Below are 23,975 nucleotides of genomic sequence, written 5' to 3'. Positions count from 1 at the left end.
AATTGATAATTGAGAATTGAAAATTGAAGAGAGGGCAGCAAAATCGGCGCGTTTGAAGAAAAAGCCGTATCTTTGCTGCCCTCTTTCTTTTTTATACTCGCGTCATGAGAAAGTTTGTACTGTTTATATTCCTATTTGTCGCCCTCGGCCTGTATGCCGGTGGGCATACGACGGTCATCGTGTCGCTCGACGGCTTCCGCTGGGACTATCCGCAGATGTACGACACGCCGTTTCTCGACTCCCTGGGTCGTCGCGGTGTCCGCGCGGTGATGCGTCCTTCGTTCCCCTCGAAAACGTTCCCCAACCACTACACGCTGGCCACGGGCCTCGTCCCCGACCATCACGGCATCATCGCCAACCGCTTCTATGACGTGGCTTCGGGCCGCACCTTCAGCATCGGAGACAAGGTGACGGGTAAGGACGGTTCGTTCTACGGCGGCGAGCCTATCTGGCTGACGGCTCGCCGGCAAGGTGTCAAGGTGGGTGTAGTCTATTGGCCCGGTTCCGATGTAGCCATCCGGGGGCAGTATCCCGACTATTATCAAGACTATGCCAAGAAGCCCTTGCTGACCTTTGAACAACGCTTCGACGAAGCCGAACGGTTGCTGACGCTGCCCGACAGCCTGCGTCCGCAGCTTGTCATGGTCTACTTCGAAGAACCCGATTATAGCGGGCACGTTTATGGTCCGGCTTCCCACGAGACCCGTCGTGCCGTCGAGGAACTGGACTCGCTGCTGGCCGGTTTTTATGCTCGGCTGCGTGCCTTGCCCGGAGGTGGGGACATCAATTTCATCGTCACTTCAGACCACGGCATGGCTCCCACTTCGCCCGAGCGCATCATCCGCCTCTCGGACTATCTGCAACCCGACTGGTGCGAACGTGTGTTGGCAGACCTGCCCACCTTGATTTTCCCCAAGGCCGGACACGAGGACGACATTCTGAAAGCTCTGGAGCGGGCGCCCCACCTGCGCGTGTGGCGTCGGGAAGACGTGCCTGCTTATCTGCGTTACGGATCGAATCCGAATGTGGCTCCCATCGTGGCGCTGCCTGACAATGGTTGGCTGGTGTCCGAGGACGGACGGGTGAAGCTTGGTAACCACGGCTTCGATCCCACGGCTTCGGACCTCTGCGTGCTCTTCCGTGCTGAAGGTCCTGACTTCAAGCACGGATATGTACGCACTGAGCTGTTCGACAATACCTGCATCTATCCGCTCCTGGCCCATCTGCTGGGTATTGACCCTGCGCCATGCGATGGTAGTGTCAGTCAGATCGTTGATCTGCTGGAACATTAGGAATGCTTTCCGCCTGGAAAAAGGAGTGTATCAGACTGAAACAGAAGTTCATATCTCTGTCTGATACACTCCTTCCTTTTTACTCCTTTTATTACCGTCCCTTATCGACATGCATCGCCCATGAGCTCGGGCGCATGTACTAACTTTGTAGCAGGAAAAGGGGAGAGGCGCCCTCCCCGTTTACCGCTGAGAATTTATCTGCGTATTAACCTGCTAAAAGTAAAAAAACTATGCCAACTGCTTACAAAGTAATGAAACGCGTCATCCAGTTGGGTGACCGTAGGGGTGAGACCGTCTACAACGTGGCTCCTGTGTGCTATGGCACGCTGACTACCGACGACGTGGCTCGCCAGATTGCCGCCGAGTCCACCGCCAGTCCCGGCGATGTGAAGAACGTACTCGACCGCTATGCCTATTATGTGTCCGAGAACCTGAAGAAAGGTTATGCCATCGAACTCCTGGGTTTCGGCAAACTTTACCTGCGTTTTGTCAACGGCAAGAGCGTCAGTGCCGAGAAGGATGCGACTGCCGCGCTGGTGAAAGCGCTTGTGCCCGGCTTCCGTCCCTCGTTTACGATGGTGAACAACAGCCGTATCTACGACCTTATTCCCGACAAGATCAGTCTCGTGAAGTATACCGGTACAACCGTACCTGCCGGCGAGGACGACACTTCGGACGGTGAAGACCAGGGCGGAGAAGAAGAGGGAGGCAGCCCGCTGTAAAATCCTTACACCTTCACAGTCATTCATTATTAACTTCTAATCTGTTATCAACATGAACACAACTTCCAATTCTTCGAAAATCACCTGGGCCTCTATTGTGAAGGCCATTATCCAGGCAGCCATTGCTGCTCTGACGGCGCTCGGTATTACCAGTTGTACACCTTTTATTCCTTTCCTGACATGACCGACGACCGTTATCCCCTGACTGTTGGTGGCGAGGAGGTGCCGGGCGAACAGGCCCTCCTCGCCTGTGTGGAGGACGGCGAGCTGATGGGCGGACCAGACAGTGTCCGCTACCTCGTCCTTCACTGTTCTGCCACCCGCTGTACGCAGGATTACACTGCCGAACAGCTTCTGCATGACCATCGTGCCCGCGGTTTCCGCACCGTGGGCTATCACTTCTACGTCCGCCGTGACGGCTGCCTGACCCAACATCGCGGTCTGCTGGAGGTAGGGGCTCACTGCCGTCCCTACAATCGCTGCTCCATCGGCGTCTGCTACGAGGGTGGACTCGACGCTCAGGGTCGTCCGGCCGACACCCGCACTCCGGCACAGACCGAACGCCTGACAGATCTCTTTGCCCGCCTGCGGCGTCTCTTTCCCCAGGCTGTAATCTGCGGTCATCGCGATCTGCCCGGGACTTCGCCCAAGGCTTGCCCATGCCTGGATGCAGGGGCGGTATTTGGCTGACAGGTCAGGTCGTTGTCTGCAGATGATGGATTTGCATATTGGTGGACGGAGTATATGTATATATTTTATATCCATGTATTTGTTTCTTTCTTCCTTTTTTCTAATCTTTGCAAAAATAAAAAGGATAATGCTTTAGAATACAGTTGCTTTCTCCCCTTTTGCTCTTTATTCAGCATAATCCGGTAGAATTCGAAAACTATGGAGAAAAGAATCACTTGTCGACTGCTGATGCTATGGGTATCGGCATGTCTGGTCACCAGTTTGCTGCTGGCCCAGGATCCGACACCGGTACGTATTGTTCCCCGTCCGGTAGAAATTGTTACTGTATCGGGCATGTTTCATATTACTTCGTCAACTGTGGTGTCGGTGGGTGATGAAGGATTGAAACCGCTGGCCGAATATTTCAGTTCGCTTTTCGTCCGTCCGGCGGGCTTTTCGCTGAAAGTATGTGTGGGCGGTCAGGGGAATATCCGTCTGGAACGGGTAGATGATTTGTCTGCTGAGGCTTATCGACTGCACGTGGATAGTAACGGAGTGCTTATTGAGGCGGGTGGATATGCTGGGGGCTTCTATGCCTTGCAGACGCTTCGGCTGACTTTGCCTGCGGCTATAGAGTCTTTCTCACCAGTCGAAGGTGTCGATTGGACGATCCCTGCCATGCACGTGGTTGATAGTCCTCGTTTTGCATATCGTGGGTTGATGCTGGACGTGTCGCGTTATTTTATTCCCAAGGAAAATGTGCTTCAGATTATTGACTGCATGGCGATGCTCAAACTGAACAAACTCCACCTCCATCTGACGGACGATAATGGCTGGCGATTGGAGATCAAACGCTATCCTCGTTTGACGGAGGTTGGTAGTCGGAGGGTGAATCGTAATGGCGTGCCTTTCCCAGATCGTCGGAATCCCTTGCCCGGCGAATCTACTTCGGTCGGTGGCTACTATACGCAGGACGACATGCGTGAAATCATTGCTTATGCACAGGCGCGGCAGGTGGAGATTATTCCGGAAATAGACATGCCCGCTCACTCGAACGCTGCACTGGCAGCTTATCCGGAATTGGCTTGTCCGGTGGTGGACAAGTATATCGGTGTCTTGCCCGGGCTGGGCGGCGACCATGCCGATATTATTTATTGTGCGGGCAACGAGCAGACTTTCCATTTCCTGGAAGGCGTGATAGACGAAGTGGCTGCCCTTTTCCCCTCGAAATACATTCACTTGGGTGGCGATGAAGCCTGGAAAATCTATTGGAAGAAATGTCCCCTGTGCCAGCAGCGTATGAAGGATGAGAATCTGCCGGACGAAGAGGAACTGCAGAGTTACTTCATGCGCCACATGAGCCGCTACGTGCAGAGCAAGGGGAAGGAAGTGATGGGATGGGACGAGCTGACGAACGGAACCTTGCCTGAGGGTGCGATCATCTTCGGCTGGCAAGGCTTTGGTAATGCAGCTCTGAAGGCAGCTGCACAGGGACACCGTTTCGTCATGACGCCTGCCCGCCTGCTCTACCTCATCCGTTATCAGGGTCCGCAATGGTTTGAACCGCTTACCTATTTTGGCAACAATACGCTGAAAGATGTCTATAATTACGAGCCGATACAGGATAATTGGAAACCGGAGTATGAGCCATTATTGATGGGTGTACAGGGGGCCATGTGGACGGAATTCTGCAACCATCCTTCTGACGTGACCTATCAGGTATTTCCCCGCTTGGTGGCCCTGGCTGAAGTCGCTTGGTCGCCCAAAAGTAGCAAGGACTGGCCGACGTTTGTCGAGGCGCTGGACGGCTATCTGGCACATTTACAGGCTAAAGGTATTCAGTATGCCCATTCTATGTATAATATCCAGCATACGGTGACGTCGGTTGATGGTAAACTAAAGGTGGATCTTATGTGTGAACGTCCTGATGTGGAGATACGTTATACGACCGATGGCATGGAGCCGGGAGCAGAATCTGCATTGTATGAAAGCTCGTTGATACTGAATGGTGATGCTGTGATAAAGTGTGCTACTTTTTGTGATGGAAAGAAAATGGGAAAAACTTTGGAGTTGCCATTGGATTGGAATCTGGCTACAGCGAAACCTTTATTGGGACTTCCAGCTTCGGCGAATATTTTGGTGAATGGTCTTCGTGGTAGTTTGAAACAAACGGATTTTGAATGGTACACGGGAGATATGAACCGTCCGTTGACTTTTACGGTGGACCTGCTGAAAAGTTATGAATTGACGGAATGTGCAGTGGGTTGTATTACCAATTATGGAATGGGCTGCCACAAGCCGCGGGTGATGAAGGTAGAGGCGTCGGACGATAATAAGGTATTTGTTCCTGTGGGTAGCCTGAGTTTTTCTGACGCGGAGATTTTTAAGGAAGGCACTTTTATTGAGGATTTGAAGTTGAAGGTGGATGTGAAGGCCCGCTACGTGCGTTTTATACTTGATGGGCCGGGAAACTGTCCATCAGACCACGTGCGTCCCGGACAGCTTTCACGCATTTACGTGGATGAAGTAGTTATTCGCTGAGGATATTGAGACGGTTTGTTTCAGATTTGGTAAATCTGGTACAAACCGTTAACTTTGTGGCATAAACCTAAAATGCAATAGAAATCATGGACAATCAGGAAATTAGCAACAATGGACAAATACAGATCGAATTGAAGGAAGATGTGGCACAGGGAACTTATGCCAATCTGGCTATCATTACCCATTCCAGTTCAGAATTTATTCTCGATTTTATCAAAATGTTGCCGGGCATGCCGAAGGCTAGTGTCCAGTCGCGTATCGTTCTTGTGCCCGAGCATGCTAAACGTTTGCTACGTGCATTGGAAGAGAATATCGAGAAGTATGAACGGGCTTTCGGACCGATCCGTATGAAGGACGAGATGGATTATCCGCCTTTGACAAACGTGAAAGGAGAGGCATAATGTAGGCTGTTTGTAACAGGGTGTAGACGAGCTAGTGGGCTGAAAATCAAAAAAAATATAGATGATCATTGGTTATTCAAATATTATTCGTATCTTTGCAGCCCGAAAAAGTGTATGCTTGAAAATTAATACAACAATATAATAACTAAAAACAATTAAAATGCCTACAATTCAGCAATTAGTAAGAAAAGGACGCCAGGTATTGGTTGACAAGAGTAAGTCGCCTGCCTTGGATTCATGTCCTCAAAGACGTGGCGTTTGCGTGAGAGTGTATACAACCACTCCGAAAAAACCGAATTCAGCTATGCGTAAGGTAGCTCGTGTGCGTTTGACTAACGGTAAGGAGGTGAACTCCTATATTCCGGGTGAAGGTCATAACTTGCAGGAACACTCTATTGTACTGGTACGTGGCGGTCGTGTGAAAGACCTTCCGGGTGTACGTTATCACATCGTTCGTGGTACGTTGGATACCGCTGGTGTTGCCGGTCGTACTCAGAGACGTTCCAAGTATGGCGCTAAGCGTCCGAAGCCGGGTCAGGCAGCTCCCGCAAAAAAGAAATAAGCTGTAAAAATAGAAAGTAAGTAAAGTAAAGATTTACGTTTTAGTTTGCTTGGATAGATGCTACGGGTTGAGTAAATCTGCCGGAGGGCGGGTTGAAGAAGACAGAAGTAAACAACCAAGAACGAAAACATTATTCATTTAAAGAAAAATGAGAAAAGCAAAACCAAAAAAACGCGTTATCCTGCCGGATCCCGTGTTCAACGATGTGAAAGTGTCCAAGTTTGTGAACCACTTGATGTACGACGGAAAGAAAAATACCTCTTATGAGATTTTCTATGCCGCTTTGGATGTAGTTAAGAACAAAATGCAGAATGAAGAAAAATCTGCGTTGGAGATTTGGAAAAAGGCTTTGGATAATGTAACTCCTCAAGTTGAAGTAAAATCCCGCCGTGTAGGTGGTGCTACTTTCCAGGTTCCGACTGAAATTCGTCCTGATCGTAAAGAGTCCATTTCGATGAAGAACTTGATTATCTTTGCTCGTAAACGTGGTGGTAAGTCTATGGCTGACAAGCTGGCGGCTGAAATTATGGATGCCTACAACGAACAGGGTGGTGCATTCAAACGTAAGGAAGATATGCATAGAATGGCTGAGGCTAACCGTGCGTTCGCTCATTTCCGTTTCTGATACTGCAAGCGTAACCTGAAAGATTAAAAACTTAAAGTAAAAGGAATTTAGAAAATGGCAAAGCAAGATTTACATTTGACACGTAATATCGGTATCATGGCTCACATTGATGCCGGTAAGACTACAACTTCAGAACGTATCCTGTTCTATACTGGTTTGACTCACAAAATTGGTGAGGTGCACGATGGTGCAGCTACTATGGACTGGATGGAGCAGGAGCAGGAACGTGGTATTACTATCACATCTGCTGCTACGACTACGCGTTGGAAATATGCAGGTGATACATATAAGATTAACCTGATTGATACTCCGGGACACGTGGACTTTACTGCTGAGGTTGAGCGTTCGTTGCGTGTGTTGGATGGTGCCGTCGCTGCTTACTGTGCTGTAGGTGGTGTGGAACCGCAGTCTGAAACTGTATGGCGTCAGGCTGATAAATACAACGTTCCCCGTATCGGTTACGTGAACAAGATGGACCGTTCGGGCGCTGACTTCTTTGAAGTAGTTCGCCAGATGAAGGATGTGCTGGGCGCTAATCCGTGTCCGGTTGTAATTCCTATCGGCGCTGAAGAAAACTTCAAGGGTGTAGTCGACCTGATTAAGATGAAAGCCATCCTGTGGCATGACGAAACGATGGGTGCTGACTATGACGTAGAGGAAATCCCCGCTAATTTGAAAGACGAAGCTGAGGAATGGCGTGGTAAAATGCTGGAAACAGTGGCCGAATACGACGACGCTTTGATGGAGAAGTTCTTCGACGATCCTTCTACTATCACTGAGGAAGAAATACTTCGTGGTCTGCGTGCTGCTACCCTGAAGATGGACATCGTGCCGATGTTGTGCGGTTCTTCTTTCAAGAATAAAGGTGTACAAACGTTGCTTGACTATGTTTGTGCTTTCTTGCCTTCTCCGCTGGATACTCCGAATATCGTAGGAACTAATCCTAACACAGGTGAAGAGGAAGATCGTAAGCCGAGTGAAGATGAAAAGACTTCAGCTTTGGCATTTAAGATTGCTACTGACCCTTATGTTGGTCGTCTGACTTTCTTCCGTGTATATTCTGGTAAGGTAGAGGCAGGTTCATATATTTACAATAGTCGTTCAGGTAAGAAGGAGCGTGTTTCCCGTCTGTTCCAGATGCATTCTAACAAGCAGAATCCTGTAGAAGTAGTATCGGCTGGTGATATCGGTGCCGGTGTAGGTTTCAAGGATATTCGTACGGGTGATACTCTCTGCGACGAAGAGGCTCCGATCGTATTGGAGTCTATGGACTTCCCCGATCCTGTTATCGGTATCGCTGTTGAGCCCAAGACTCAGAAGGATATGGACAAGCTGTCTAATGGTCTGGCCAAGTTGGCTGAAGAAGACCCGACCTTCACCGTTCGTACTGACGAACAGACTGGTCAGACAGTTATCTCTGGTATGGGTGAGCTTCACTTGGATATCATCATCGACCGTCTGAAACGTGAGTTTAAGGTTGAATGTAACCAAGGTAAGCCTCAGGTTAACTATAAAGAAGCTATCACGAAGACTGTTAACCTTCGCGAGGTTTATAAGAAACAGTCGGGTGGTCGCGGTAAGTTCGCTGACATTATCGTAAATGTTGGTCCGGTAGATGAAGACTTTAAGGAAGGTGGATTGCAGTTCATCAACGAAGTTACGGGTGGTAACATTCCTAAGGAATTCATCCCATCTGTACAGAAGGGCTTCCAGACAGCTATGAAGAATGGTGTGTTGGCTGGCTTCCCGATGGATAGCATGAAGGTTACTTTGTTGGATGGCTCGTTCCACCCGGTTGACTCAGACCAGTTGTCATTCGAAATCTGTGCCATCCAGGCTTACAAGAACGCTTGCTCTAAGGCAGGTCCCGTTCTGATGGAGCCCATCATGAAGCTGGAAGTTGTAACTCCGGAAGAAAACATGGGTGATGTAATTGGCGACTTGAACAAGCGTCGTGGTCAGGTAGAAGGTATGGAGTCTAGCCGCTCTGGCGCTCGTATCGTGAAGGCAATGGTTCCTCTGGCAGAAATGTTTGGTTATGTAACAGCTTTGCGTACCATCACTTCTGGTCGTGCTACTTCATCCATGACTTACGATCACCACGCTCAAGTATCTACCTCTATTGCGAAGGCTGTGCTTGACGAAGTGAAAGGTCACTCTGAATTACTCTAAAGAAAATCTAGAAGCCCGCAGGTTAGCGTATGACTCTTAACCTGCGGAGCTTCTCCGTTTAATAACAAGTTTAACTATAAACACTAATGAGTCAAAAAATTAGAATCAAATTGAAATCTTACGACCACAACTTGGTTGACAAGTCAGCTGAGAAGATTGTAAGAACAGTGAAGACGACGGGCGCCATCGTTAGCGGTCCTATTCCTCTTCCTACGCATAAGCGTATCTTTACTGTGAACCGTTCGACTTTCGTTAACAAGAAGTCGCGTGAACAATTCGAGCTCTCTTCTTACAAGAGACTGATCGACATCTATAGCTCTACTGCTAAGACTGTTGATGCTCTGATGAAGCTGGAGTTGCCGAGTGGTGTGGAAGTAGAAATCAAAGTGTAAGTGTATTTAAAAATTTAGTGAAATGCCAGGATTATTAGGAAAAAAAATCGGAATGACATCCGTTTTCAGTGCCGAGGGTAAAAATGTACCATGCACTGTTATCGAAGCAGGTCCTTGTGTTGTTACTCAAGTGAAGACCGTAGAAAAAGATGGCTATGCTGCCGTTCAGCTGGGTTTCCAGGACAAGAAGGAAAAGCATACTACCAAGCCGTTGATGGGTCACTTTAAGAAAGCCGGAGTAACACCCAAGAAACACTTGGCTGAGTTCAAAGAATTTGAGACCGAACTGAATCTCGGTGACACAGTTACCGTAGAACTGTTCAATGGCGCTGACTTCGTAGACGTTGCCGGAACATCCAAAGGTAAGGGTTTCCAGGGCGTTGTTAAGAGACATGGTTTTGGTGGTGTAGGTCAGACTACTCATGGTCAGCACAATCGTGCCCGCAAACCGGGTTCTATTGGTGCTTGTTCTTATCCTGCAAAAGTTTTCAAAGGCATGCGCATGGGTGGACAGATGGGTGGTAACAGAGTAACTGTTCAAAACCTGCAAGTATTAAAAGTAATCGCGGAGCATAACCTCCTCTTGGTGAAGGGTTCTATTCCCGGTTGCAAAGGTTCAATCGTAATAATTGAAAAATAATGGAAGTTAGCGTATTTAACATTAAAGGTGAAGACACCGGAAGAAAGGTTGCGTTGAACGAATCTATCTTCGGCATTGAGCCCAATGACCATGCCATCTACCTGGATGTAAAGCAGTTTATGGCTAACCAGCGTCAGGGTACTCATAAGTCAAAGGAAAGAAGTGAAATCAGCGGTTCTACTCGTAAGATCGGCCGTCAGAAAGGTGGTGGTGGTGCACGTCGTGGTGACATGAACTCGCCTGTATTGGTTGGTGGTGGACGCGTTTTTGGTCCTAAACCTCGTGATTATTACTTCAAGTTGAATAAGAAAGTGAAGGCGCTCGCTCGTAAATCGGCTTTGTCATATAAGGCCCAGAACGATGCAATTATCGTTGTTGAAGACTTCACTTTTGAGGCTCCTAAGACCAAGAACTTTGTAGAAATGACAAAAAATCTTAAAGTTTCTGATAAGAAGCCGCTTGTAGTATTACCGGAAGCAAATAAAAACGTATATTTGTCAGCTCGTAACGTGAAAGACGCTAACGTGCAGATAATCTCAGGGTTAAATACTTACAGAGTATTGAACGCTGGGGTTCTTGTGCTTACTGAAAGTGCACTTTCTGCTATCGACAATATCTTAATTTAAAGTAAGGAGGCTTAAATAATGGGATTTATTATTAAACCGTTGGTGACAGAGAAGATGACTGCAATAACTGACAAGCAGAACAACCGTTTTGGTTTTGTCGTGCGTCCTGAAGCTAACAAATTGGAAATTAAGAACGAAGTTGAAGCTCTCTACAACGTTACAGTGGTTGATGTGAACACCATAAAATATGCTGGCAAGAATAAGAGCCGCTATACGAAGGCTGGTCTCATCAATGGACGTACAAATGCTTATAAGAAAGCAATCGTTACGTTGAAAGAAGGAGATACTATTGATTTTTATAGCAATATTTAATACAAATGGCAGTACGTAAATTTAAGCCCACAACACCGGGGCAAAGACATAAAATTATTGGTACTTTCGAAGAAATTACTGCACGGGTACCAGAAAAGTCTCTTGTATTTGGTAAGAAATCCTCAGGTGGTCGCAACAACGAAGGTAAGATGACCATGCGCTACATCGGTGGCGGTCACAAGAAGGTAATTCGTATCGTTGACTTCAAGAGAAATAAAGACGGTGTGCCAGCAGTGGTTAAGACAATTGAATACGATCCGAATCGTTCGGCTCGTATTGCTTTGTTGTTTTACGCTGACGGCGAAAAAAGATATATTATTGCTCCCAATGGATTGCAAGTTGGTGCGACTTTGATGTCAGGTGAAAATGCAGCTCCAGAGATTGGAAATGCACTTCCTCTTCAGAATATTCCGGTTGGTACTGTAATTCACAATATCGAATTACGTCCGGGTCAGGGTGCTGCTCTGGTTCGTTCAGCTGGTAATTTCGCTCAGTTGACTTCAAGAGAAGGTAAGTATTGTGTTATCAAATTGCCTTCAGGTGAAGTTCGTCAAATTCTTAGTACTTGTAAGGCTACTATCGGTAGCGTTGGTAACTCGGATCATGGTTTGGAAAGCTCCGGTAAGGCCGGTCGCTCTCGTTGGTTAGGTCGTCGTCCGCGTAACCGTGGTGTTGTAATGAACCCGGTTGATCACCCGATGGGTGGTGGTGAAGGACGTGCTTCTGGTGGCCATCCGAGATCTCGCAAGGGATTGTATGCTAAGGGTCTTAAGACAAGAGCTCCGAAGAAACAATCGTCTAAGTATATTATTGAGAGAAGAAAGAAGTAATCTGATTAATCGAGAATATTATGAGTCGTTCATTAAAAAAAGGTCCGTATATTAACGTTAAGCTGGAAAAGAAAGTTCTTGCCATGAACGAAAGCGGCAAGAAGGTTGTGGTTAAGACTTGGGCCAGAGCTTCAATGATTTCGCCTGATTTTGTAGGCCATACCGTTGCAGTTCACAATGGAAATAAATTCATACCTGTGTATGTTACAGAAAACATGGTAGGTCATAAGTTGGGTGAGTTTGCCCCAACGCGTACCTTCAGAGGCCATGCTGGTAACAAGAAGAAATAAAAACAGGTTTTACTACTGAAATAAAAAAGTAATAATATAATGGGAGCAAGAAAAAAAATATCGGCTGAAAAAAGAAAAGAAGCCCTTAAGACCATGTATTTTGCAAAATTGCAAAATGTTCCTACTTCCCCCCGTAAAATGCGTCTCGTGGCTGACATGATTCGCGGGATGGAAGTGAACAGAGCGCTTGGCGTCTTGAAGTTCTCTTCAAAAGAGGCTGCAGCAAGAGTAGAAAAGTTGCTGCGCTCTGCAATTTCTAACTGGGAGCAGAAAAACGAACGTAAGGCTGAAAACGGTGAACTGTTCGTAACCAAGATTTTTGTTGATGGTGGTGCTACGCTGAAAAGAATGCGTCCGGCTCCGCAGGGTAGAGGTTACAGAATCCGCAAACGTTCAAACCATGTGACACTGTTCGTTGGTTCTAAAAGTAATAACGAAGATCAAAATTAAGGTAAATGGGACAAAAAGTTAATCCAATAAGCAACCGTTTGGGAATTATCAGAGGATGGGATTCCAATTGGTATGGTGGAAAGAATTACGGTGATTCTTTGCTGGAAGATAGCAAGATTCGTAAATATTTGAATGCTCGTCTTGCAAAAGCCAGTGTATCAAGAATTGTTATTGAACGTACGCTGAAACTTGTGACTATTACCGTTTGTACTGCACGTCCGGGTATTATTATCGGAAAAGGTGGCCAGGAAGTTGATAAGTTGAAAGAGGAATTGAAGAAGGTTACCGATAAGGATATTCAGATTAACATCTTCGAAGTGAAAAGACCTGAACTCGATGCCGTTATCGTGGCTAACAACATCGCTCGCCAGGTAGAAGGAAAAATCGCTTATCGCCGTGCTATCAAGATGGCTATCGCAAATACAATGCGTATGGGCGCTGAGGGTATCAAGGTTTTGATTTCAGGACGTTTGAATGGCGCTGAAATGGCTCGTTCTGAAATGTATAAGGAAGGAAGAACTCCGTTGCACACTTTCAGAGCAGATATTGACTATTGTCATACTGAAGCATTGACAAAAGTTGGTCTTCTCGGTATCAAAGTTTGGATTTGCAGAGGCGAAGTTTACGGAAAGAGAGAATTGGCTCCGAACTTTACACAAAGCAAGGAAAGTGGCCGTGGAAGCAATAGCGGAAACAATGGCGGAAAGAACTTCAAAAGAAAGAAAAATAATCGCTAAACGAATTTGATTTTTTAGGAACTATGTTACAACCGAAAAAGACAAAATTCAGAAGACAGCAGAAGGGCCGCCAGAAAGGTAATGCTCAGAGAGGAAACCAGTTGGCTTTCGGCTCTTTTGGAATTAAAGCTTTGGAAACGAAGTGGATTACAGGACGCCAGATTGAAGCTGCGCGTATCGCTGTAACAAGATATATGCAACGTCAAGGACAGATTTGGATTCGTATCTTCCCGGACAAACCTATCACGAGAAAGCCTGCTGATGTACGTATGGGTAAAGGTAAAGGTAGCCCCGAGGGATTTGTGGCTCCTGTTACTCCGGGTAGAATTATTATTGAGGCTGAAGGAGTATCTTACGAAATCGCGAAAGAGGCCTTGCGCCTGGCAGCACAAAAGCTTCCCATCACTACGAAGTTTGTGGTAAGACGTGATTATGATATTCAAAATCAAAATGCGTAAAGAGTATGAAGATAGCAGAAGTTAAAGAAATGTCTACCACGGATTTGGTAGAAAGAATCGAGGCAGAAGTAGCTAACTACAATCAGATGGTGCTGAACCATTCTATTTCTCCTTTGGATAATCCTGCTCAGATCAAACAATTACGCAGGACAATTGCGCGTATGAAAACTGTATTGCGCGAAAGAGAACTTAACAATAAATGATGAGTTTGATGGAAGCAAGAAATTTAAGAAAAGAAAGAACAGGGATTGTGTTGAGCAACAAGATGGACAAGACGATCACAGTTGCTGCCAAGTTTAAGGAAAAACACCCCATTTATGGTAAGTTCGTTAGCAAGACGAAAAAATACCATGCTCATGATGAAAAGAATGAGTGCAATATCGGTGATACTGTACGCATTATGGAGACTCGTCCTTTGAGCAAGACAAAGAGATGGAGATTAGTAGAAATTGTTGAAAAAGCGAAGTAATTATGATACAAGCAGAATCCAGACTTACAGTATGTGACAACAGTGGAGCTAAGGAAGCTCTCTGTATTCGCGTTTTGGGCGGTACAGGTCGTCGCTACGCTTCTGTAGGAGACGTAATTGTCGTTTCTGTCAAGAGCGTCATCCCTTCAAGTGATATTAAAAAAGGTGCAGTGTCTAAGGCTTTGATTGTACGTACGAAGAAAGAAATTCGCCGTCAGGACGGTTCTTATATTCGTTTTGATGACAATGCTTGTGTGCTGTTGAACAATGCAGGCGAAATCAGAGGTAGCCGTATTTTCGGACCGGTAGCTCGTGAATTGCGTGCTGCCAACATGAAAGTGGTGTCACTCGCTCCTGAAGTACTTTAATTTTTTTGTAAAAGATTTAAGTAATGAGTAAATTACATATTAAGAAAGGCGATACGGTTTACGTAAACTCTGGTGAAGACAAGGGTAAAACCGGTCGCGTATTGAAGGTTCTTGTGAAGAAGAATCGTGCCATCGTTGAAGGTATCAACATGGTTTCTAAGAGCACGAAGCCGAGTGCAAAGAATCCTCAAGGTGGAATTGTGAAGCAGGAAGCTTCTATTCATATTTCAAACTTGAACCCGGTTGATCCGAAGACTGGCAAAGCAACTCGTATTGGTAGAAAAGTGAGTGCGGATGGCACTTTAGTGCGTTATTCTAAAAAATCAGGAGAGGAGATTAAGTAATGAGTAATACTGCTAGCCTTAAGAAAGAATATGCAGAGCGCATCGCACCTGCATTGAAATCACAGTTCCAGTATTCTTCTTCTATGCAGATCCCTGTGCTCAAGAAGATTGTTATCAATCAAGGTTTGGGTATGGCTGTGGCTGACAAGAAGATTATTGAAGTAGCAATTAATGAAATGACTGCCATTACAGGTCAAAAGGCTGTGGCAACAGTTTCCCGTAAAGATATCGCAAACTTCAAGTTGCGTAAGAAAATGCCTATCGGTGTAATGGTAACATTGCGTCGTGAGAGAATGTACGAATTCTTGGAGAAGCTTGTTCGTGTAGCTCTTCCTCGTATCCGTGACTTCAAGGGTATTGAAAGTAAATTTGATGGTAGAGGTAACTATACGCTCGGTATTCAGGAACAGATTATCTTCCCTGAAATCAATATCGACAGCATTACCCGTATTCTTGGTATGAACATTACTTTCGTGACTTCTGCACAAACAGATGAAGAAGGTTATGCTCTGCTGAAAGAATTTGGTTTACCGTTTAAGAACGCAAAAAAAGATTGATAGATTATGGCAAAGGAATCAATGAAAGCACGCGAAGTTAGACGTGCCAAGTTAGTAGCCAGATATGCCGAAAAAAGAGCTGCTTTGAAGCAAATCGTGAGAACCGGTGATCCAGCAGAGGCTTATGAAGCTGCACAGAAGTTGCAGGCTCTGCCCAAAAATGCCAATCCGATTCGCCTTCATAACCGTTGCAAGTTGACAGGACGTCCTAAAGGATATATCCGTCAGTTCGGTATTTCGAGAATCCAGTTCCGTGAGATGGCTTCTAACGGTCTTATCCCGGGTGTAAAGAAAGCAAGCTGGTAATTATTATTTTTAAATATTGTCAGGGTAGTCCTGATTAATTTAATTTATTTTTATATGACTGATCCAATAGCAGATTATTTGACGAGGTTGCGGAACGCTATTCAAGCGAAGCACAGAGTTGTAGAAGTTCCGGCTTCAAACTTGAAAAAAGAAATCACCAAGATTCTTTTTGAGAAAGGCTACATTCTTAATTATAAGTTTGTAGAAGATGGTCCTCAAGGCACAATCAAGGTTGCTTTGAAGTATGATCCGGTTAACAAGGTAAACGCTATCAAGAAATTAGAGAGAATCTCTTCTCCGGGTATGCGTAAATATACCGGTTACAAAGACATGCCGCGTGTTATTAATGGTTTGGGTATTGCTATAATATCTACTTCCAAAGGTGTAATGACCAACAAAGAGGCCGCTGAACTGAAAATCGGTGGTGAAGTTTTGTGTTATGTATATTAATAGGAGGAATTAGCAATGTCAAGAATAGGAAAATTACCCATTAGTATTCCCGCAGGAGTGACAGTCACTCTGAACGACAATATGGTTACCGTGAAGGGACCCAAAGGTGAAATGAGCCAATACGTAAATCCTGCTATCAATGTTTCTATCGAAGACGGTCATGTTGTGTTGGCTGAGAACGAGTCAGCTATGCTGGATAATCCCAAGCAGAAGCATGCATTCCACGGTCTTTACCGTGCATTGGTTCACAATATGGTTGTAGGTGTATCTGAAGGATACAAGAAGGAACTCGAACTGGTCGGTGTAGGTTACCGTGCTTCTAATCAGGGAAACATCATCGAGTTGGCATTAGGTTATACTCATAGTATCTTTATCCAGCTCCCTCCTGAGGTGAAAGTTGAGACTAAGTCTGAAAGAAACAAGAATCCTCTGATTATTTTGGAATCTTGTGACAAGCAATTGCTTGGTTTAGTTTGCGCAAAAATCCGTTCTTTCCGTAAGCCTGAACCGTATAAGGGTAAAGGTATTAAGTTTGTTGGCGAAGAAATTCGTAGAAAGTCTGGTAAATCAGCCGGTGCTAAATAATCATTTAAATTGATAGTATTATGACAACAAAAATAGAAAGACGAATTAAGATTAAATATAGAGTACGCAATAAAATTTCTGGTACTGCTACGTGCCCGCGTATGAGTGTATTTAGAAGTAACAAGCAAATTTACGTTCAAGTGATCGATGACTTGTCAGGCAAGACTTTGGCTGCTGCTTCTTCATTGGGTATGACTGAAAAGATGCCTAAGAAGGAACAGGCTGCTAAAGTAGGTGAGCTGATTGCAAAGAAGGCTCAGGAAGCTGGTATCACTACTGTAGTTTTCGACCGTAATGGTTACTTGTATCATGGGAGAGTAAAAGAGGTGGCTGATGCTGCTCGTAACGGTGGACTTAAATTTTAATCATTATGGCAGGACTTAATAATAGAGTTAAAATTTCAAACGATATAGAACTGAAGGACAGATTGGTAGCTATCAATCGTGTAACTAAAGTAACCAAAGGTGGTAGAACTTTTAGTTTCTCTGCTATTGTTGTAGTCGGAAACGAAGAAGGTATCATCGGTTGGGGTCTTGGTAAAGCTGGTGAAGTAACGGCTGCCATTGCTAAAGGCGTTGAGTCTGCAAAGAAGAACTTAACTAAGGTTCCTGTTCTGAAGGGTACTGTTCCTCATGAGCAGTCTGCTAAGTTTGGCGGTGCTGAGGTGTTTATCAAGCCTGCTTCTCACGGTACAGGTGTTGTAGCCGGTGGTGCTATGCGTGCTGTATTGGAGAGCGTAGGTGTGACAGACGTTTTGGCTAAGTCTAAAGGGTCTTCAAACCCTCACAATCTGGTGAAGGCTACAATCCTTGCACTGAGCGAAATGCGCGATGCGCGTATGGTTGCCCAGAACAGAGGTATCAGTGTTGAAAAAGTATTTAGAGGATAAGGAGGAAAGATATGTCAACTATAAAGATTAAGCAAATTAAAAGTAGAATTGGTGCACCTGCTGATCAGAAAAAGACTCTCGATGCGCTGGGACTTCATAAGATGAATCGTGTGGTTGAGCACGAATGTACTCCTTCAATTCTTGGAATGGTGGATAAGGTAAAGCACCTGGTTACCATCGTTAAGTAATTATTTGTTGAATATAAAACGAATTACAATATGAACTTAAGTAATTTAAAACCTGCTGAAGGTTCTACTAAGACTAGAAAGAGAATTGGACGTGGTCCGGGATCTGGTTTGGGAGGAACTTCTACCAGAGGTCATAAAGGTGCTAAGCAAAGATCTGGATACTCTAAGAAGATTGGTTTTGAAGGTGGTCAGATGCCTCTTCAGCGTCGTGTTCCTAAATTCGGTTTCAAGAACATTAACCGTGTAGAATACAAGGCTATCAATCTGGATACTATTCAGAAACTTGCCGAAGCTAAAAATCTGCAGTCTGTAGGTATCAATGATCTGGTTGCTGCAGGTTTCGTATCTTCTAATCAGTTGGTAAAAGTATTAGGTAACGGAACTTTGACTGCTAAGTTGGATGTACAGGCACATGCATTCTCTAAGAGTGCTGTTGCTGCCATTGAAGCTGTTGGTGGACAAGTAGTAAAACTCTGATTCAATGAGAAAAGCTATTGAAACATTAAAGAATATATGGAAAATTGAGGATCTGAGACAACGGATCCTCATTACCATATTGTTTGTGGCAATTTACCGTTTTGGTTCTTACGTCGTATTGCCGGGTATCAATCCTGCAATGTTGACTCAGTTGCATCAACAAACAAGCGAGGGCCTTTTAGCCTTGTTAAATATGTTTTCGGGAGGTGCATTTTCTAATGCATCCATTTTTGCATTGGGAATTATGCCCTACATCTCTGCCTCCATTGTAATCCAGTTGCTGGGTATTGCAGTTCCTTACTTTCAGAAGCTGCAGCGTGAAGGGGAGAGTGGTAGAAGAAAAATGAACCAGTACACTCGTGTGCTGACTATTTTTATTTTGCTGGTGCAGGCGCCTTCCTATCTTATTAACCTTAAAATGCAGGCTGGTCCTTCCTTAAATGCTTCATTAGATTGGACTCTGTTTATGATTACTTCTACCATCATATTGGCGGCCGGAAGTATGTTTATTTTGTGGCTTGGTGAGAGAATTACTGACAAGGGTATTGGAAATGGTATCTCATTGATTATTATGATTGGTATCATTGCTCGTTTGCCCCAGTCTTTCATTCAGGAACTGACATCCCGTGTGACTGAAAAAGCTGGCGGTTTGGTTATGTTCTTGATTGAGATTGTAGTGTTGCTGATTGTTATTGCTTTTGCTATTCTTTTGGTACAAGGAACTCGTAAGATACCTGTACAATATGCTAAAAAGATTGTTGGCAACAAGCAATATGGAGGTGCACGTCAGTATATACCTTTGAAGGTAAATGCGGCTAATGTGATGCCTATCATTTTTGCACAGGCTATCATGTTTATTCCCATTACATTTATTGGTTTGTCCGGTAATGCCAATGAGATGAGCGGTTTCATGCGTGCGTTTACTGATCATACAAGCTTCTGGTATAATTTGGTATTTGCGGTGCTGATTATTGTATTTACGTATTTCTATACTGCAATTACCATCAATCCGACTCAGATGGCTGAAGATATGAAGAGAAATAACGGTTTCATCCCCGGTATCAAGCCTGGTAAGAGTACAGCAGAGTATATCGACGTGATTATGTCACGCATTACGCTGCCTGGTTCTTTCTTCCTGGCGCTTGTAGCCATTATGCCTGCTTTTGCTGGTGTATTTGGTGTGAAAGCCGAATTTGCTCAATTCTTTGGTGGAACATCTTTATTGATTCTTGTTGGCGTTGTACTTGATACGTTGCAGCAGGTTGAAAGTCATTTGTTGATGAGACATTATGACGGTTTGTTGAAGTCTGGTCGTATTAAGGGACGTAGCGGAAATATAGCTGCATATTAATAGATTTTGAAGTGATATTTCTTAAGACAAATGATGAAATAGAATTACTGCGTGCCAGTAATTTGCTCGTGGGCAGAACTTTGGCAGAGATAGCCAAAGTTATCAAGCCCGGAGTGACAACAAAAGAGCTGGACAGGGTGGCTGAAGAGTTCATTAGAGATAATGGCGCAGTCCCTACATTCAAGGGGTTCCCCAATCCGTATGGTGGACCTTTCCCAGCATCTATCTGTACTTCGGTTAATGAGCAGGTTGTGCATGGCATACCGGGTGATGTGGTACTGAAGGATGGTGATATCGTATCTGTTGATTGTGGTACTTACATGAATGGTTTTTGCGGTGATTCAGCTTATACGTTTTGTGTAGGTGAAGTTGCTGAAGACGTTCGGAATCTCTTGAAGGTTACCAAGGAAGCTTTGTACATTGGTATTGAAAATGCTGTTCAGGGCAAACGTTTGGGAGATGTAGGCTATGCAATACAGCAGTATTGTGAGTCTCATTCATACGGAGTGGTACGTGAGTTTGTCGGCCATGGTATCGGTAAGGAGATGCATGAAGATCCGCAGGTACCTAACTACGGCAGACGTGGTACGGGAACTATGATGAAGCGTGGACTTTGTATCGCTATCGAGCCCATGATAACCTTGGGCGACCGTCACGTAGTGATGGAAAGCGACGGTTGGTCTGTCCGGACTAAGGATCGAAAATGTGCGGCTCACTTTGAGCATACGATAGCTGTTGGTGCTGGAAAGGCGGATATCCTTTCATCATTTGAGTTTATAGAAGAAGTATTGGGAGATCAAGCAATTTAGAAGATTAATATGGCAAAGCAGTCTGCAATAGAACAAGATGGAGTTATAGTTGAAGCATTGTCTAATGCAATGTTTCGTGTTGAATTGGAAAATGGACATGAGATTACTGCTCATATCTCTGGAAAGATGCGTATGCATTATATCAAAATCCTTCCGGGCGATAAGGTGCGTGTCGAAATGTCTCCTTACGATTTATCGAAAGGACGAATTGTATTCAGATATAAATAATTATTAGATATGAAAGTAAGAGCTTCTTTAAAGAAACGTACGCCAGAATGTAAGATCGTTAGACGTAATGGCCGTTTGTATGTTATTAACAAGAAAAATCCTAAGTATAAACAACGTCAAGGATAATTTATTATTTTTGCAAAAAAAATAATTTAGTATATGGCTATAAGAATAGTTGGTGTCGATTTGCCTCAGAATAAGAGAGGAGAAATTGCGTTGACCTATATCTACGGAATAGGTCGTAGTAGTTCAGCAAAGATTTTGGAAAAAGCAGGTGTTGACAAAGACCTGAAAGTTAAAGACTGGACTGATGATCAGGCAGGTAAGATTCGTGAGATCATTGCTGCTGAGTACAAAGTAGAAGGTGATCTTCGTTCAGAAGTTCAATTGAACATCAAGCGTTTGATGGATATTGGTTGCTATCGTGGTGTTCGTCATCGTATTGGTCTTCCTGTAAGAGGCCAGAGCACTAAGAACAATGCTCGTACTCGTAAGGGTAGAAAGAAAACCGTTGCTAATAAGAAAAAAGCTACTAAATAATAATTGTTGATATGGCAAAAAAAACAGTTGCAGCAAAAAAGAGAAATGTAAAGGTGGATGCCAACGGTCAGTTGCATGTTCATTCATCTTTCAACAACATCATTGTTTCTCTGGCAAACAGTGAAGGTCAGATTATCTCCTGGTCTTCTGCCGGAAAGATGGGTTTTAGAGGTTCTAAGAAGAACACTCCGTATGCAGCACAGATGGCTGCCCAGGATTGTGCCAAAGTGGCTTATGATCTTGGTTTGAGAAAGGTAAAGGCTTATGTTAAAGGTCCAGGTAACGGTCGTGAGTCTGCTATCCGTACCATTCACGGAGCCGGAATCGAAGTTACAGAAATTATCGATGTAACTCCGTTGCCACACAATGGATGTCGTCCTCCTAAAAGACGTAGAGTTTAAGATTTACCTTTATTACTAAGCATGAAACTTGATTTTGTTATTGGATTGTACAATTCTTCTCTGCAATCGCGGCTGCAACAAATTGAGTTCATCAATAAACAATTAAATATTTAAAAGAAATGGCTAGATATACTGGACCAAAATCAAGAATAGCCCGTAAATTCGGTGAAGGTATCTTCGGAGCAGATAAAGTTTTGTCTAAGAAGAACTATCCTCCCGGACAGCACGGTAACTCTAGAAAGAGAAAGACTTCTGAATACGGTGTGCAACTTCGTGAGAAGCAGAAAACTAAATATACTTACGGTGTATTGGAAAAACAATTCCGTAACCTGTTTGAGAAGGCAGCTACACTGAAAGGTATTACCGGCGAAATCCTGTTGCAGTTGCTCGAATGCCGTCTGGACAATGTTGTATTCCGTTTGGGTATCGCTCCTACGCGTGCTGCTGCCCGTCAGCTGGTGAGCCACAAGCACATCACTGTAGACGGTGAAGTAGTAAACATCCCTTCTTATTCTCTGAAACCCGGTCAGGTGATCGGTGTTCGCGAGCGTTCCAAGTCTCTGGAAGTGATTGCCAACTCGCTGGCTGGTTTCAACCACAGCAAGTATCCTTGGCTGGAGTGGGATGACAATGCAAAGGTAGGTAAGCTTCTGCATGTACCTGAAAGAGCAGACATTCCTGAGAACATTAAGGAGCATTTGATCGTAGAATTGTACTCTAAATAATAATTAATTTCATGGCGATATTAGCATTTCAAAAACCTGATAAAGTTTTAATGTTGGAAGCGGACTCTAAATTCGGCAAGTTCGAGTTTCGTCCGTTGGAGCCCGGTTTCGGTATTACCGTGGGTAATGCACTGCGCCGCATCCTGCTTTCGTCATTGGAAGGTTTTGCCATCACCACTATCAAGATTGAAGGTGTTGAGCACGAATTTTCCAGTGTCCCCGGTGTAAAGGAGGATGTTACTAACATTATCTTGAACCTGAAGCAAGTACGGTTCAAGCAAGTAGTAGAGGAATTCGAGAGCGAAAAGGTAAGTATTACGATCGAGAATTCGAGTGAATTTAAGGCAGGTGACATAAGTAAGTATCTGACTGGATTTGAAGTGTTAAATCCTGAATTAGTTATTTGTCATTTAGATTCAAAAGCTACGATGCAGATAGACATTACGATCAACAAAGGCCGCGGTTATGTTCCCTCTGACGAGAACCGTGAATACTGCACCGATGTGAACGTAATTCCTATCGACTCCATTTACACTCCGATACGTAACGTCAAGTACCAGGTAGAAAACTATCGTGTTGAGCAGAAGACCGACTACGAGAAGCTGGTACTCGAGATTACTACCGACGGTTCCATTCACCCGAAAGAAGCGCTGAAGGAAGCTGCAAAAATTCTGATTTATCACTTCATGCTCTTCTCCGACGAGAAGATCACGCTCGAAAGCAATGACGCTGACGGCAATGAAGAGTTCGATGAAGAAGTATTGCACATGCGTCAGTTGCTGAAGACCAAGCTCGTCGATATGGATCTCTCCGTTCGTGCCCTCAACTGCTTGAAGGCTGCTGACGTTGAGACGCTGGGCGACCTGGTACAGTTCAACAAGACCGACCTCCTGAAGTTCCGCAACTTCGGTAAGAAATCGCTGACCGAGCTTGATGATTTGCTGGACAGTCTGAATCTGTCGTTTGGAACCGATATTTCTAAATATAAATTAGATAAAGAATAAACAATGAGACATAACAAGAAATTCAACCATCTGGGTCGTACTGCTTCTCACAGAAACGCTATGTTGGCCAATATGGCGTGCTCTTTGATCAAGCACAAAAGAATCACTACGACCGTTGCAAAGGCTAAAGCTCTGAAGAAGTTTGTTGAGCCGCTGATCACCAAGTCAAAGAACGACACTACAAACTCTCGTCGTGTAGTATTTAGCAACTTGCAAGACAAGTATGCTGTAACTGAACTCTTCAAGGAAATCTCTGTGAAGATTGCCGACCGTCCGGGTGGCTACACTCGCATCATCAAGACTGGTAACCGTCTGGGTGACAATGCCGAGATGTGCTTCATCGAACTCGTTGACTACAACGAGAACATGGCTAAGGATAAGGTGGCTAAGAAAGCAACTCGTACGCGCCGTTCTTCCAAGAAGGCTGCCGCTACGGAAGCTGCTCCTGCTACAGAGGCTCCTGCAGCTGAAGCTCCTGCTGAAGAAGCAAAGGCTGAGTAATCCGACACTATTCTTATATGATATGAAAGCCGTCCCAGTGATTGGGGCGGCTTTTTTTATCTCC

39 protein-coding genes are annotated in these 23,975 nt (G+C 44.7%); all 39 read left to right on the top strand.

Annotated elements, in window-relative coordinates; all coding sequences use genetic code 11:
- Positions 1–104: 104 nt before the first annotated feature.
- The 39 genes from BQ8005_RS10325 (at position 105) to rplQ (ending at position 23,911) form a co-directional block, all read left to right on the top strand.
- Positions 105–1,292: an alkaline phosphatase family protein gene (locus BQ8005_RS10325; protein ID WP_075317987.1), complete on the top strand. Its 1,188-nt coding sequence runs from the start codon at positions 105–107 to the stop codon at positions 1,290–1,292.
- Between the two features lie 230 nt (positions 1,293–1,522).
- Positions 1,523–2,014, top strand: a complete 492-nt coding sequence (locus tag BQ8005_RS10320) for an HU family DNA-binding protein (RefSeq protein WP_075317986.1) — start codon at positions 1,523–1,525, stop codon at positions 2,012–2,014.
- Positions 2,015–2,066: 52 nt separating this feature from the next.
- Positions 2,067–2,198, top strand: coding sequence for a smalltalk protein (locus BQ8005_RS17405; RefSeq protein ID WP_159436237.1), 132 nt, complete (start codon positions 2,067–2,069; stop codon positions 2,196–2,198).
- Complete coding sequence (locus BQ8005_RS10315) at positions 2,195–2,704, top strand: N-acetylmuramoyl-L-alanine amidase (protein WP_075317985.1); 510 nt, start codon at positions 2,195–2,197, stop codon at positions 2,702–2,704. The genes BQ8005_RS17405 and BQ8005_RS10315 overlap by 4 nt, the downstream gene beginning before the upstream one ends.
- A gap of 228 nt (positions 2,705–2,932) precedes the next feature.
- Positions 2,933–5,224, top strand: coding sequence for a glycoside hydrolase family 20 protein (locus tag BQ8005_RS10310; protein ID WP_394334119.1), 2,292 nt, complete (start codon positions 2,933–2,935; stop codon positions 5,222–5,224).
- Positions 5,225–5,310: 86 nt separating this feature from the next.
- On the top strand, positions 5,311–5,625 hold the full coding sequence (locus BQ8005_RS10305; RefSeq protein ID WP_075317983.1) for a DUF3467 domain-containing protein: 315 nt from the start codon (positions 5,311–5,313) through the stop codon (positions 5,623–5,625).
- A gap of 160 nt (positions 5,626–5,785) precedes the next feature.
- Positions 5,786–6,187, top strand: coding sequence for a 30S ribosomal protein S12 (gene rpsL / locus BQ8005_RS10300; RefSeq protein ID WP_021846443.1), 402 nt, complete (start codon positions 5,786–5,788; stop codon positions 6,185–6,187).
- Between the two features lie 148 nt (positions 6,188–6,335).
- The gene (rpsG, locus tag BQ8005_RS10295; protein ID WP_021846444.1) at positions 6,336–6,812 is read left to right on the top strand and encodes a 30S ribosomal protein S7; all 477 of its coding nucleotides are present in this window, start codon (positions 6,336–6,338) and stop codon (positions 6,810–6,812) included.
- A 54-nt stretch (positions 6,813–6,866) separates the two neighbouring features.
- Positions 6,867–8,984 carry an elongation factor G gene (gene fusA, locus BQ8005_RS10290; RefSeq protein ID WP_075317982.1) on the top strand — a complete coding sequence of 706 codons (2,118 nt, stop codon included), beginning with the start codon at positions 6,867–6,869 and terminating at the stop codon, positions 8,982–8,984.
- An 86-nt stretch (positions 8,985–9,070) separates the two neighbouring features.
- Positions 9,071–9,376, top strand: a complete 306-nt coding sequence (gene rpsJ / locus BQ8005_RS10285; RefSeq protein WP_004291244.1) for a 30S ribosomal protein S10 — start codon at positions 9,071–9,073, stop codon at positions 9,374–9,376.
- A 22-nt stretch (positions 9,377–9,398) separates the two neighbouring features.
- Entirely contained in the window at positions 9,399–10,016 is a 618-nt protein-coding gene (rplC, locus tag BQ8005_RS10280; RefSeq protein ID WP_075317981.1) for a 50S ribosomal protein L3, read from the top strand.
- A complete protein-coding gene (rplD, locus tag BQ8005_RS10275) occupies positions 10,016–10,642 on the top strand; it encodes a 50S ribosomal protein L4 (protein WP_075317980.1) in 627 nt (208 codons plus the stop codon). The genes rplC and rplD overlap by 1 nt, the downstream gene beginning before the upstream one ends.
- Before the next feature lie 18 nt (positions 10,643–10,660).
- Entirely contained in the window at positions 10,661–10,954 is a 294-nt protein-coding gene (gene rplW, locus BQ8005_RS10270; protein ID WP_075317979.1) for a 50S ribosomal protein L23, read from the top strand.
- A gap of 5 nt (positions 10,955–10,959) precedes the next feature.
- Positions 10,960–11,784 (top strand): 50S ribosomal protein L2, encoded by an 825-nt coding sequence (gene rplB, locus BQ8005_RS10265; RefSeq protein ID WP_022020054.1) that lies wholly within the window; start codon positions 10,960–10,962, stop codon positions 11,782–11,784.
- 20 nt (positions 11,785–11,804) lie between these two features.
- The gene (rpsS, locus tag BQ8005_RS10260) at positions 11,805–12,074 is read left to right on the top strand and encodes a 30S ribosomal protein S19 (protein WP_002558070.1); all 270 of its coding nucleotides are present in this window, start codon (positions 11,805–11,807) and stop codon (positions 12,072–12,074) included.
- Between the two features lie 39 nt (positions 12,075–12,113).
- Positions 12,114–12,524 (top strand): 50S ribosomal protein L22, encoded by a 411-nt coding sequence (gene rplV / locus BQ8005_RS10255; RefSeq protein WP_075317978.1) that lies wholly within the window; start codon positions 12,114–12,116, stop codon positions 12,522–12,524.
- A gap of 5 nt (positions 12,525–12,529) precedes the next feature.
- Positions 12,530–13,261: a 30S ribosomal protein S3 gene (rpsC, locus tag BQ8005_RS10250; protein ID WP_075317977.1), complete on the top strand. Its 732-nt coding sequence runs from the start codon at positions 12,530–12,532 to the stop codon at positions 13,259–13,261.
- A gap of 23 nt (positions 13,262–13,284) precedes the next feature.
- Positions 13,285–13,719: a 50S ribosomal protein L16 gene (rplP, locus tag BQ8005_RS10245; protein ID WP_005656538.1), complete on the top strand. Its 435-nt coding sequence runs from the start codon at positions 13,285–13,287 to the stop codon at positions 13,717–13,719.
- Between the two features lie 5 nt (positions 13,720–13,724).
- Positions 13,725–13,922, top strand: coding sequence for a 50S ribosomal protein L29 (gene rpmC, locus BQ8005_RS10240; RefSeq protein WP_075317976.1), 198 nt, complete (start codon positions 13,725–13,727; stop codon positions 13,920–13,922).
- Positions 13,919–14,188, top strand: a complete 270-nt coding sequence (gene rpsQ, locus BQ8005_RS10235; protein ID WP_111936070.1) for a 30S ribosomal protein S17 — start codon at positions 13,919–13,921, stop codon at positions 14,186–14,188. Before rpmC ends, rpsQ begins: the two co-directional genes overlap by 4 nt.
- A gap of 2 nt (positions 14,189–14,190) precedes the next feature.
- Positions 14,191–14,556: a 50S ribosomal protein L14 gene (rplN, locus tag BQ8005_RS10230; RefSeq protein ID WP_075317975.1), complete on the top strand. Its 366-nt coding sequence runs from the start codon at positions 14,191–14,193 to the stop codon at positions 14,554–14,556.
- 23 nt (positions 14,557–14,579) lie between these two features.
- The gene (gene rplX / locus BQ8005_RS10225; protein WP_075317974.1) at positions 14,580–14,900 is read left to right on the top strand and encodes a 50S ribosomal protein L24; all 321 of its coding nucleotides are present in this window, start codon (positions 14,580–14,582) and stop codon (positions 14,898–14,900) included.
- Entirely contained in the window at positions 14,900–15,457 is a 558-nt protein-coding gene (gene rplE, locus BQ8005_RS10220) for a 50S ribosomal protein L5 (RefSeq protein ID WP_075317973.1), read from the top strand. Before rplX ends, rplE begins: the two co-directional genes overlap by 1 nt.
- Before the next feature lie 6 nt (positions 15,458–15,463).
- Complete coding sequence (gene rpsN, locus BQ8005_RS10215) at positions 15,464–15,763, top strand: 30S ribosomal protein S14 (RefSeq protein ID WP_075317972.1); 300 nt, start codon at positions 15,464–15,466, stop codon at positions 15,761–15,763.
- 54 nt (positions 15,764–15,817) lie between these two features.
- Positions 15,818–16,213, top strand: coding sequence for a 30S ribosomal protein S8 (gene rpsH / locus BQ8005_RS10210; protein WP_022161560.1), 396 nt, complete (start codon positions 15,818–15,820; stop codon positions 16,211–16,213).
- A gap of 15 nt (positions 16,214–16,228) precedes the next feature.
- Complete coding sequence (gene rplF, locus BQ8005_RS10205) at positions 16,229–16,798, top strand: 50S ribosomal protein L6 (RefSeq protein WP_075317971.1); 570 nt, start codon at positions 16,229–16,231, stop codon at positions 16,796–16,798.
- A 20-nt stretch (positions 16,799–16,818) separates the two neighbouring features.
- On the top strand, positions 16,819–17,163 hold the full coding sequence (gene rplR, locus BQ8005_RS10200) for a 50S ribosomal protein L18 (RefSeq protein ID WP_075317970.1): 345 nt from the start codon (positions 16,819–16,821) through the stop codon (positions 17,161–17,163).
- 5 nt (positions 17,164–17,168) lie between these two features.
- On the top strand, positions 17,169–17,687 hold the full coding sequence (gene rpsE, locus BQ8005_RS10195) for a 30S ribosomal protein S5 (protein ID WP_075317969.1): 519 nt from the start codon (positions 17,169–17,171) through the stop codon (positions 17,685–17,687).
- Between the two features lie 11 nt (positions 17,688–17,698).
- Positions 17,699–17,875 (top strand): 50S ribosomal protein L30, encoded by a 177-nt coding sequence (gene rpmD, locus BQ8005_RS10190; protein WP_075317968.1) that lies wholly within the window; start codon positions 17,699–17,701, stop codon positions 17,873–17,875.
- A 30-nt stretch (positions 17,876–17,905) separates the two neighbouring features.
- Positions 17,906–18,352, top strand: a complete 447-nt coding sequence (gene rplO, locus BQ8005_RS10185; RefSeq protein WP_075317967.1) for a 50S ribosomal protein L15 — start codon at positions 17,906–17,908, stop codon at positions 18,350–18,352.
- 4 nt (positions 18,353–18,356) lie between these two features.
- Positions 18,357–19,703: a preprotein translocase subunit SecY gene (gene secY, locus BQ8005_RS10180; protein ID WP_075317966.1), complete on the top strand. Its 1,347-nt coding sequence runs from the start codon at positions 18,357–18,359 to the stop codon at positions 19,701–19,703.
- 11 nt (positions 19,704–19,714) lie between these two features.
- Entirely contained in the window at positions 19,715–20,512 is a 798-nt protein-coding gene (map, locus tag BQ8005_RS10175; protein ID WP_075317965.1) for a type I methionyl aminopeptidase, read from the top strand.
- Positions 20,513–20,521: 9 nt separating this feature from the next.
- Complete coding sequence (gene infA / locus BQ8005_RS10170) at positions 20,522–20,740, top strand: translation initiation factor IF-1 (protein ID WP_002558052.1); 219 nt, start codon at positions 20,522–20,524, stop codon at positions 20,738–20,740.
- 9 nt (positions 20,741–20,749) lie between these two features.
- Positions 20,750–20,866, top strand: a complete 117-nt coding sequence (gene ykgO, locus BQ8005_RS10165; RefSeq protein ID WP_002558051.1) for a type B 50S ribosomal protein L36 — start codon at positions 20,750–20,752, stop codon at positions 20,864–20,866.
- 33 nt (positions 20,867–20,899) lie between these two features.
- Complete coding sequence (gene rpsM / locus BQ8005_RS10160; RefSeq protein ID WP_021846269.1) at positions 20,900–21,280, top strand: 30S ribosomal protein S13; 381 nt, start codon at positions 20,900–20,902, stop codon at positions 21,278–21,280.
- 11 nt (positions 21,281–21,291) lie between these two features.
- Entirely contained in the window at positions 21,292–21,681 is a 390-nt protein-coding gene (gene rpsK / locus BQ8005_RS10155; RefSeq protein ID WP_005656474.1) for a 30S ribosomal protein S11, read from the top strand.
- 119 nt (positions 21,682–21,800) lie between these two features.
- Positions 21,801–22,406, top strand: coding sequence for a 30S ribosomal protein S4 (gene rpsD, locus BQ8005_RS10150; protein WP_021846270.1), 606 nt, complete (start codon positions 21,801–21,803; stop codon positions 22,404–22,406).
- Positions 22,407–22,417: 11 nt separating this feature from the next.
- Positions 22,418–23,410, top strand: coding sequence for a DNA-directed RNA polymerase subunit alpha (locus tag BQ8005_RS10145; RefSeq protein ID WP_021846271.1), 993 nt, complete (start codon positions 22,418–22,420; stop codon positions 23,408–23,410).
- Positions 23,411–23,413: 3 nt separating this feature from the next.
- Positions 23,414–23,911 carry a 50S ribosomal protein L17 gene (gene rplQ / locus BQ8005_RS10140; RefSeq protein WP_021846272.1) on the top strand — a complete coding sequence of 166 codons (498 nt, stop codon included), beginning with the start codon at positions 23,414–23,416 and terminating at the stop codon, positions 23,909–23,911.
- Positions 23,912–23,975 lie beyond the last annotated feature (64 nt).

It is taken from the genome of Bacteroides togonis (assembly GCF_900130135.1).
Classification (GTDB): domain Bacteria; phylum Bacteroidota; class Bacteroidia; order Bacteroidales; family Bacteroidaceae; genus Bacteroides; species Bacteroides pullorum.
Note: the sequence above shows the minus strand (reverse complement) of the source record. Positions and strands in the feature narration are given on the sequence as shown.

Coding starts and splice junctions, on each gene's coding strand:
- BQ8005_RS10145 (WP_021846271.1), top strand. CDS start 22,418: ATGGCGATATTAGCATTTCAAAAACCTGATAAAGTTTTAATGTTGGAA.
- rpsE (WP_075317969.1), top strand. CDS start 17,169: ATGGCAGGACTTAATAATAGAGTTAAAATTTCAAACGATATAGAACTG.
- rpsC (WP_075317977.1), top strand. CDS start 12,530: ATGGGACAAAAAGTTAATCCAATAAGCAACCGTTTGGGAATTATCAGA.
- rplQ (WP_021846272.1), top strand. CDS start 23,414: ATGAGACATAACAAGAAATTCAACCATCTGGGTCGTACTGCTTCTCAC.
- rplX (WP_075317974.1), top strand. CDS start 14,580: ATGAGTAAATTACATATTAAGAAAGGCGATACGGTTTACGTAAACTCT.
- rpsL (WP_021846443.1), top strand. CDS start 5,786: ATGCCTACAATTCAGCAATTAGTAAGAAAAGGACGCCAGGTATTGGTT.
- rplW (WP_075317979.1), top strand. CDS start 10,661: ATGGGATTTATTATTAAACCGTTGGTGACAGAGAAGATGACTGCAATA.
- rpsJ (WP_004291244.1), top strand. CDS start 9,071: ATGAGTCAAAAAATTAGAATCAAATTGAAATCTTACGACCACAACTTG.
- rpsK (WP_005656474.1), top strand. CDS start 21,292: ATGGCAAAAAAAACAGTTGCAGCAAAAAAGAGAAATGTAAAGGTGGAT.
- fusA (WP_075317982.1), top strand. CDS start 6,867: ATGGCAAAGCAAGATTTACATTTGACACGTAATATCGGTATCATGGCT.
- rplP (WP_005656538.1), top strand. CDS start 13,285: ATGTTACAACCGAAAAAGACAAAATTCAGAAGACAGCAGAAGGGCCGC.
- infA (WP_002558052.1), top strand. CDS start 20,522: ATGGCAAAGCAGTCTGCAATAGAACAAGATGGAGTTATAGTTGAAGCA.
- BQ8005_RS10310 (WP_394334119.1), top strand. CDS start 2,933: ATGCTATGGGTATCGGCATGTCTGGTCACCAGTTTGCTGCTGGCCCAG.
- rpmC (WP_075317976.1), top strand. CDS start 13,725: ATGAAGATAGCAGAAGTTAAAGAAATGTCTACCACGGATTTGGTAGAA.
- rpsS (WP_002558070.1), top strand. CDS start 11,805: ATGAGTCGTTCATTAAAAAAAGGTCCGTATATTAACGTTAAGCTGGAA.
- BQ8005_RS10320 (WP_075317986.1), top strand. CDS start 1,523: ATGCCAACTGCTTACAAAGTAATGAAACGCGTCATCCAGTTGGGTGAC.
- rpsQ (WP_111936070.1), top strand. CDS start 13,919: ATGATGAGTTTGATGGAAGCAAGAAATTTAAGAAAAGAAAGAACAGGG.
- rpsN (WP_075317972.1), top strand. CDS start 15,464: ATGGCAAAGGAATCAATGAAAGCACGCGAAGTTAGACGTGCCAAGTTA.
- BQ8005_RS10325 (WP_075317987.1), top strand. CDS start 105: ATGAGAAAGTTTGTACTGTTTATATTCCTATTTGTCGCCCTCGGCCTG.
- rplF (WP_075317971.1), top strand. CDS start 16,229: ATGTCAAGAATAGGAAAATTACCCATTAGTATTCCCGCAGGAGTGACA.
- rplE (WP_075317973.1), top strand. CDS start 14,900: ATGAGTAATACTGCTAGCCTTAAGAAAGAATATGCAGAGCGCATCGCA.
- ykgO (WP_002558051.1), top strand. CDS start 20,750: ATGAAAGTAAGAGCTTCTTTAAAGAAACGTACGCCAGAATGTAAGATC.
- rplN (WP_075317975.1), top strand. CDS start 14,191: ATGATACAAGCAGAATCCAGACTTACAGTATGTGACAACAGTGGAGCT.
- BQ8005_RS10315 (WP_075317985.1), top strand. CDS start 2,195: ATGACCGACGACCGTTATCCCCTGACTGTTGGTGGCGAGGAGGTGCCG.
- rpsM (WP_021846269.1), top strand. CDS start 20,900: ATGGCTATAAGAATAGTTGGTGTCGATTTGCCTCAGAATAAGAGAGGA.
- rplD (WP_075317980.1), top strand. CDS start 10,016: ATGGAAGTTAGCGTATTTAACATTAAAGGTGAAGACACCGGAAGAAAG.
- rpmD (WP_075317968.1), top strand. CDS start 17,699: ATGTCAACTATAAAGATTAAGCAAATTAAAAGTAGAATTGGTGCACCT.
- BQ8005_RS17405 (WP_159436237.1), top strand. CDS start 2,067: ATGAACACAACTTCCAATTCTTCGAAAATCACCTGGGCCTCTATTGTG.
- secY (WP_075317966.1), top strand. CDS start 18,357: ATGAGAAAAGCTATTGAAACATTAAAGAATATATGGAAAATTGAGGAT.
- rplR (WP_075317970.1), top strand. CDS start 16,819: ATGACAACAAAAATAGAAAGACGAATTAAGATTAAATATAGAGTACGC.
- rplB (WP_022020054.1), top strand. CDS start 10,960: ATGGCAGTACGTAAATTTAAGCCCACAACACCGGGGCAAAGACATAAA.
- rplV (WP_075317978.1), top strand. CDS start 12,114: ATGGGAGCAAGAAAAAAAATATCGGCTGAAAAAAGAAAAGAAGCCCTT.
- rpsD (WP_021846270.1), top strand. CDS start 21,801: ATGGCTAGATATACTGGACCAAAATCAAGAATAGCCCGTAAATTCGGT.
- rpsG (WP_021846444.1), top strand. CDS start 6,336: ATGAGAAAAGCAAAACCAAAAAAACGCGTTATCCTGCCGGATCCCGTG.
- rplC (WP_075317981.1), top strand. CDS start 9,399: ATGCCAGGATTATTAGGAAAAAAAATCGGAATGACATCCGTTTTCAGT.
- BQ8005_RS10305 (WP_075317983.1), top strand. CDS start 5,311: ATGGACAATCAGGAAATTAGCAACAATGGACAAATACAGATCGAATTG.
- rplO (WP_075317967.1), top strand. CDS start 17,906: ATGAACTTAAGTAATTTAAAACCTGCTGAAGGTTCTACTAAGACTAGA.
- rpsH (WP_022161560.1), top strand. CDS start 15,818: ATGACTGATCCAATAGCAGATTATTTGACGAGGTTGCGGAACGCTATT.